Genomic DNA, 6,891 nt, shown 5'->3' on the forward strand with positions numbered 1-6,891 from the left:
AAAATTCCCTGCTTGGGAGTATTATAATACACAGTTAGGTTTTTCATGTCAGTTAAATTCTAACACGAAAAAGGACTTTCGGTTCACGAGAATCGGAAGTCCTTTTTCGTATTTTTTGGGGGCTTATTTTTTCACACCCCCCTGTTTTTGATTCACTTTATATACTTTCTGTAAGCCTTCTCCAATCTTTCCAGCCCTTCCTCGATATAGCAGGTTGGACAGGCCAGATTCCAGCGTTCATAACCTTCGCCCTGCTTTCCGAACACATACCCTTCATCGAAGAACAGCTTGGCTTCCTGATGATTGATCCGTTCCAGTTCCCGATAATCCAGGCTCAGTCCGTTCCATTCCATCCAGAGCAAGTAAGTCGCTTCCAGTTCCTTTACCTTGATCTGCAGGAACTTCTCTCCCAGGAACCGGGTAACCAGCTTCCGGTTGGTATCGATCACTTCGATGCATTGATCCAGCCAGTCTGCACAGTGCCGATAAGCTGCTTCACAGGCCACATAGCCGAGGATGTTGCATTTGGCATTGATACTTTCTTTCTGCAGATAGTCCATATATTATGCCCTCAAATGTTCATTGGGAATAAAAATATCGGATTGGCGTACCCCAGCACGGTGGTATCGATTTCCCGCTTCAACGCTTCTTTGATCTCCGGGGCTGTCTCCAGCTCCATGTCTGCTACAGAGGGAAAAATGCTGATGATAGTAAAAATAGGCGACAACAGATAGGCAAGGACAATCCCTGTCCCGGCCATGCCGATGACAACACCTGTGGAAGACATAATGCCCGCTCCCACGATCTAGCCAACGGCAATCGCCATAAGATCCCAGAAGCCCAGATTCCGGATCAGCTTGTTTTCCTGCCGAACTTCACTCATAGAAATACCTTCTTTCAAACTGGAATAGAAATGGCCATTTATTTTGTTAAGTTGATTAACTTATTATTTAGAATCTTAACATTATATCCATCGGTTATCAAGAATTTTCTCTAAATTCACTTCAATTTGGTTTCCGTTGCGGATCCACTCTTTTATTACTTTCTATAGCAGCGGATTTTCTGTAGTTTTTCTCGAAAAAATCTGGTATGCTATTATCTACAGTACAAAAAGAAAGGAGCCCCTTCAAGGTGAAAAAACTTCATCCAGCTGCAAAAAAGGCGGATATCCTGTCCCAAACGTCCATGCTTTATATGGCAGGGAACTTTCCCACAGATTATGGAACCGGGGAAAAATATACCCCGGCAGAAGTCCATTTATTGGAATATATCGTCGACCATCCCGGTAAAACTGTAACGGAGCTTTCCCAGGATTTTGATAAAACAAAAGCTGCGATTTCCCAGATGATGAAAAAAATAGAAAATAAGGGCCTGGTACGAAAAGAAGATGCGCCTGACAGCCGAAGGAAACAGCTGTATTATGCTACTGAAAAAGGAAAAGACCTGAACCATGCTCATGTGAAATACGATGACAGGGTATTCGGTTCCACACTGGCTCTTATGGAGAAGCGTTGTACTGCAGAAGAAATCGAGACCTGTTTCAATGTACTGGAACAGTTCATCCTGGCAAGGAGACAAAAGCACTATCTATCCTCCAAAGGATCCGATTGACCGTTATTGAAAAAAAAAAGCTGTGGAGAAATGGCAATCCATTTCTCCACAGCTTTTTAGGTTGGCCAGTCTTTTATTTCATCACCAGCTGGCTCAGGTCGGCCACCTGGTTGACCTGTTTCTTCACCTGATTCAGCAGGGCCAGACGGTTGTTCTTCACCTTTTCATCCTTATCCATGACCATGACAGCGTCGAAGAAGGCGTTCACCGGTGCAGCCAGCACATCGTTGGCAGCCAGCAGGTCGGCGAATTTCCGTTCTTTGGCCAGGGCAGCCGTTTCTTTTGCTGCCTTTTCCACAGCCTCGAACAGGGCCTTTTCCGCGTCATCCTGGAACAGTGCGGCATCTACAGATGCTTCTACTACATTGTTCCTGCTGATATTCTCCACCCGGGTGAAGGCCTGGATGCTGTCTGCAGCCTTGGTGCTTTCCAGATAACCGGTGAGGGCAGCTGCCCGGTCGAAGATTTCAGCCAGGTCATCCAGCCCGCTGGCTCCCAGTACAGCGTCCACTACGTCGTAGCGCACACCCTGATCCAGCAGCATATTCTTGGCCCGCTGGGCGAAGAAATCTGCCACTTCATCCAGCAGCTTGGCTTCGTTTGCCACTTCCACCGGCAGATTCTTCAGTGTTTCTGCCAGAACGGCCCGCAGGGGGAAATGCACCTTGCCATCAGCCACGATATTCAGGATACCCAGAGCCTGACGACGCAGGGCGTAAGGGTCCTGGGATCCGGTGGGAGCCATGCCCCGGCTGAAGGTGGCCACGATATTGTCCAGTTTATCAGCCACGGCCAGGATCCGGCCTTCGCTGCTTTGCGGCAGTTCGTCACCGGCAAACCGGGGCATGTATTGTTCCCCGATGGCCTGGGCCACTTTTTCGCCCTCGTTGTCCAGCAGAGCATATTCCCTGCCCATGGTCCCCTGGAGTTCAGTGAATTCGGTGACCATGCCGGTGACCAGGTCGGCCTTAGACAGGAGTGCTGCCCGTTCCACAGCTTTGGCATCCACAGGAAGACCGGTTGCCTTCACCAGTTCATCGCACAGTTTCTGCAGCCGTTCGGTCTTGTCGTACATATTGCCCAGTCCATGCTGAAAAGCTACTTCATGCAGGGCTTCCCGATGCTGTGCCAGGGATTTTTTCCGGTCGTTGTCGAAGAAGAATACGGCGTCGTCCAGACGGGCCCGCAGCACCCGTTCGTTGCCGTGGGTCACGATGTCCAGATGTTCTTTGCCACCGTTGCGGACAGTGATGAACTTGGGCATCAGCTTACCGTCTTTGTCGAACATGGGGAAATACCGCTGGTGGTCCCGCATGGGAGTGATGATGGCGCAGTCCGGCAGGCGCAGGTACTTGTCATCGATATGGCCGCACAGAGCCGTGGGCCATTCCACCAGGAAGGTGACTTCTTCCAGCAGATCCGGAGAAATGGCGGCTCTGCCCCCTTCAGCAGCGGCCAGTTCTTCGATTTGCTTCCTGATGATGGCACGGCGTTTGTCCACATCCACCATGACGAAGTTGTCTTCCATGGTCTTCACATAAGAGGCAGCATCAGGAATAGTGATCAGGTGATTGCTCAGGAAGCGGTGCCCTCTGGCCTGGTTGCCGCTCTTTACATCATTGGCTTCTACCGGGATCACTTTGTCATCCAGCAGAGCTACCATCCAGCGGAAAGGACGGACAAAACCGAAGTCGTAGTCAGCCCAGCGCATGGTCTTGGGGAAGGTCAGGGAATGAAGGATGTCGTCCAGGATGGCCGGCAGCAGTTCTTCCGTCTTCTTGCCTGCCAGATGTTTGATGGCGTATACATAACCATCTCTCTGCACCAGATCCTTCACATCCACTTTCTGACCACGGGCAAAACCCTGGGCAGCCCGGGTGGCATTGCCGTCCTGATCGAATGCAATCTTCAGAGACGGCCCCTTGCTTTCCACCGTGCTGTCTTCCTGTTTTTCAGCTACGTCAGAAGCCACGAAAGCCATGCGCCGGGGCGTGCCATACACCTTGACATCTTTGAAGGGGATGCGGGCTTCTTCCAGCTTTTTGGCAGCCAGTTCCTTGTATTCTTTCAAGATGCCGGGCATGTATTGGGCCGGCATTTCTTCCGTTCCGATTTCATATAATAAATTTGCCATGATCTTTTACCCTCTCTTCAGCATGGGGAAACCCAGTTTTTCCCGTTGTTCTACATAGGCCGCAGCGCACAGACGAGCCAATGCCCGTACCCGGGAGATGTAGTTGGTCCGTTCGCTGACGCTGATGGCGCCCCGGGCATCCAGCAGGTTGAAGGTATGGGAGCATTTCAGCACATAGTCGTAAGCCGGACGGATATTGCCGGTGAGGATGACCCGTTTGGCTTCTTTTTCGTACTTGTCGAACAGATCGAACAGCAAATCGATATCGGCGATGTCGAAGCTGTACCGGGACTGCTCCACTTCGTTGGTATGGAATACATCCCCATAGGTCACGTTGCCCACCCACTGCAGGTCGTAGACATTTTCCACACCCTGGATGTACATGGCCAGCCGTTCCAGGCCGTACGTGATTTCCACAGCCACCGGCCTGATGTCGATGGAACCTACCTGCTGGAAGTAGGTGAACTGGGTGATTTCCATGCCATCCAGCCAGACTTCCCAGCCCATGCCCCAGGCGCCCAGAGTAGGGGATTCCCAGTTATCTTCCACGAACCGGATATCATGTTCTTCCGGATGGATGCCCAGTTCTCTCAGGCTTTCCAGATACAGTTCCTGGATGTTGCTGGGAGACGGCTGCATGATGACCTGGAACTGATGATGCTGGTACAGCCGGTTGGGGTTATCGCCGTAACGGCCGTCAGCCGGGCGGCGGGAAGGTTCTACATAGCACACGTTCCAGGGTTCAGGCCCCAGTACCCGCAGAAAAGTAGAAGGGTTCATGGTGCCGGCGCCCTTTTCCACGTCGTAGGCCTGTGCCATGATGCAGCCCTGGCTGGCCCAGTACTTCTGCAAGTTCAAAATGATGGTTTGAAAATCCATTTTCTCTCCTCCTATACAAAAACTCCCGTCTCTGTAATATAGACAGGATACTCTACATTACAGGGACGGGAGGTTGTTCCGCGGTTCCACCCTGTTTGCTGCCCAAGGCAGCCTCTCTTGTGAAGCGAACGCTCAGGGATGCCAACCCCCTCATTGCGTATTACAGAGGAACTATAACAAATCCGGCGGGAGTTGTCAAGAGAAAGTCAGTCTCTAGTCACTAGTCCTCAGCCAAAGGAAGCCAGCAGGCGCTGGCAAAGCAGTTACCACTCCTCATCAAGCAGGAAATCCCGGATATTTTTATGGATGATCCCGTTTTGACTCCTGTCGATTTCATCCATAGAAATAACGTATTTGGGGTAATTGTCACGGATTTTCTCATAGACACCGAACTCCCGCCGGACGGTTTCCTCGGAAGCCAAAAGATAGGTGACCTGGATATAGATTTTCTTTTCCTGTTTCTGGGCAATGAAATCGACTTCTTTATCCTTGAATTTACCGACTGTGACCTGATACCCTCTCCGAAGCAATTCCAGGAATACGATATTTTCCAAAACCAGATTGATATCCCGCAGGTTTCCTCCGAAAACAGCCTCTCTGATTCCATGATCAGCGATATAGTATTTTTCCTGCACGCTGAGCAGTTTCTTTCCCACAAGGTCCTGTCGTTTGACGGGATAAAACAGGAAAGCCTCTTCCCCTGCGCGAAGATAATTCATAACCGTTTCCGGTGCTACTTTGCGTCCCTCATTTTTAAGGTACTTCGAAATGGTGGTGGCCGAAAAAGTCTGGCCGATATTGGCAGTTACGTACATCAGAATCCGTTCCAGAAGATCCACATCCCGGATGGCATTCCGTTTGATGATATCTTTCAGTTCCACTGCGTTATAAAGATCCTGGAGATATTGCTTTGCCGCTGTCTGGTTGTACTGCAGTTCTCCCAGATAAGGCATGCCCCCTAACAACAAATATTGGCGGAAATCTTCGTTTACGGAAGTAGATGGAGTAAGCGTATGGACCATTTTCATGAATTCACGAAATGAAAAAGGATACATAACGAATTCCACATATCGCCCGGCTAAATAGGTTGCCAATTCACCAGACAGAAGTTTCGCATTTGACCCTGTAATATAGATATCGGCATCCAAATCCACCCGAAAAGAATTAATTGCCTTTTCCCAATGCTGCACTTCCTGGATTTCATCAAAAAAAGATACACCTTTCCCGATAATGACTTTGTTTTCTTTACTACTTCCTGATACAGTGACTGTGCCGTGCAAAGAGGGGCAAACGCCAGGAACTCAAAATTATAAGAAAGCATGTGATCTTTAGGAACGCCCTGTTTCTCCAGCTCCTGCTGGATTAATTGCAGCATAATGGATTTTCCGGAGCGGCGGATTCCCGTAATGATTTTTACTAAATTTGTATCGATAAAAGGCAAAATTCGATTCATGTATAACTTTCGTTGAATCATATTTTCTCCTTTATTCAATTATAACTGTTAAAGTATATGTTTAGTTGTATTTTATCAGTTATAACTTGCAAAATCAATTTATGATTATCTGATTAGCAGTAAAAGCAAAATTCATTTTCTCAAAAAGCGGTTCTGTTATAGACAAGTTTCCTTCTAAAGGAAAATATGAGCCGAAACAAGATAAGATTGCTCTCATTGCCAAAGCTCTCAACGTCAGCCCCAGCTGGCTTATGGGATTCGACTCACCAGAAAAGGAACACTGTTACGTAAACTTGGAGACAACACGGATAGCCCAAGAACTGATGGATAATCCCAATGGTCGTGTCCTCCTCGACGTAAACAAAGGTTTATCTCCGGATGATATGAAGATTGTCATTACCCTCATCAATGGACTCAAAGCAAAGAACGGGAAGTTACATAGACATCATCAATAAATCCTTGTCCGATAAAGAAAAAAACAAGAAATCACCTATTGTCCAGCCGACTGCTTTATAAACTTATGGTGATTCCCTGTGTGTTGAGTTCTTCCTCTACACCATTTTGCAGATAACTCAGAAGACAAAGAATATCAAGTCAAGCCCATTGAAACTTTAATCAACGAGGCAATCATCTATCAAGACCGGATGGATGTGTATTATTTAAAATAAAAAAGAGGTTCTATAATAAATGTTGGGGTCTTGTGGACTTCCTGTTCACAAGACCCCTATGTTTTATATAAAATAAGACATACCTAAACTGAATTTCAACTCAACCACCACGAAGAACTGAAAGGAGCATAGATATGTCTCGTTAT

General features: G+C 48.1%; 5 protein-coding genes and 1 pseudogene. 1 reads left to right on the forward strand and 5 read right to left on the reverse strand.

All coding sequences use genetic code 11. The features are described 5' to 3' along the window. Positions 1–152: 152 nt before the first annotated feature. Both ACR0QW_RS10430 and ACR0QW_RS10435 read right to left on the reverse strand, forming a co-directional pair. Positions 153–560 (reverse strand): hypothetical protein, encoded by a 408-nt coding sequence (locus ACR0QW_RS10430; protein ID WP_432643580.1) that lies wholly within the window; start codon positions 558–560, stop codon positions 153–155. Positions 561–571: 11 nt separating this feature from the next. Next, positions 572–787, reverse strand: a complete 216-nt coding sequence (locus ACR0QW_RS10435) for a hypothetical protein (protein ID WP_432643581.1) — start codon at positions 785–787, stop codon at positions 572–574. A gap of 344 nt (positions 788–1,131) precedes the next feature. Here ACR0QW_RS10435 and ACR0QW_RS10440 point away from each other — a divergent pair, with 344 nt between their 5' ends. After that, positions 1,132–1,611, forward strand: a complete 480-nt coding sequence (locus tag ACR0QW_RS10440; RefSeq protein WP_432643582.1) for a MarR family winged helix-turn-helix transcriptional regulator — start codon at positions 1,132–1,134, stop codon at positions 1,609–1,611. A gap of 73 nt (positions 1,612–1,684) precedes the next feature. Here ACR0QW_RS10440 and glyS read toward each other — a convergent pair whose 3' ends face one another. The 3 genes and pseudogenes from glyS to ACR0QW_RS10455 all read right to left on the reverse strand — a co-directional run bounded on the left by glyS (position 1,685) and on the right by ACR0QW_RS10455 (position 6,098). Next, positions 1,685–3,745: a glycine--tRNA ligase subunit beta gene (glyS, locus tag ACR0QW_RS10445; RefSeq protein ID WP_432643583.1), complete on the reverse strand. Its 2,061-nt coding sequence runs from the start codon at positions 3,743–3,745 to the stop codon at positions 1,685–1,687. Positions 3,746–3,751: 6 nt separating this feature from the next. Then, positions 3,752–4,624, reverse strand: coding sequence for a glycine--tRNA ligase subunit alpha (glyQ, locus tag ACR0QW_RS10450; RefSeq protein ID WP_432643584.1), 873 nt, complete (start codon positions 4,622–4,624; stop codon positions 3,752–3,754). Between the two features lie 263 nt (positions 4,625–4,887). After that, positions 4,888–6,098, reverse strand: a pseudogene (locus ACR0QW_RS10455) (ATP-binding protein). Positions 6,099–6,891: the final 793 nt, after the last annotated feature.

Source organism: Acidaminococcus sp. (genome assembly GCF_050873445.1).
Classification (GTDB): domain Bacteria; phylum Bacillota; class Negativicutes; order Acidaminococcales; family Acidaminococcaceae; genus Acidaminococcus.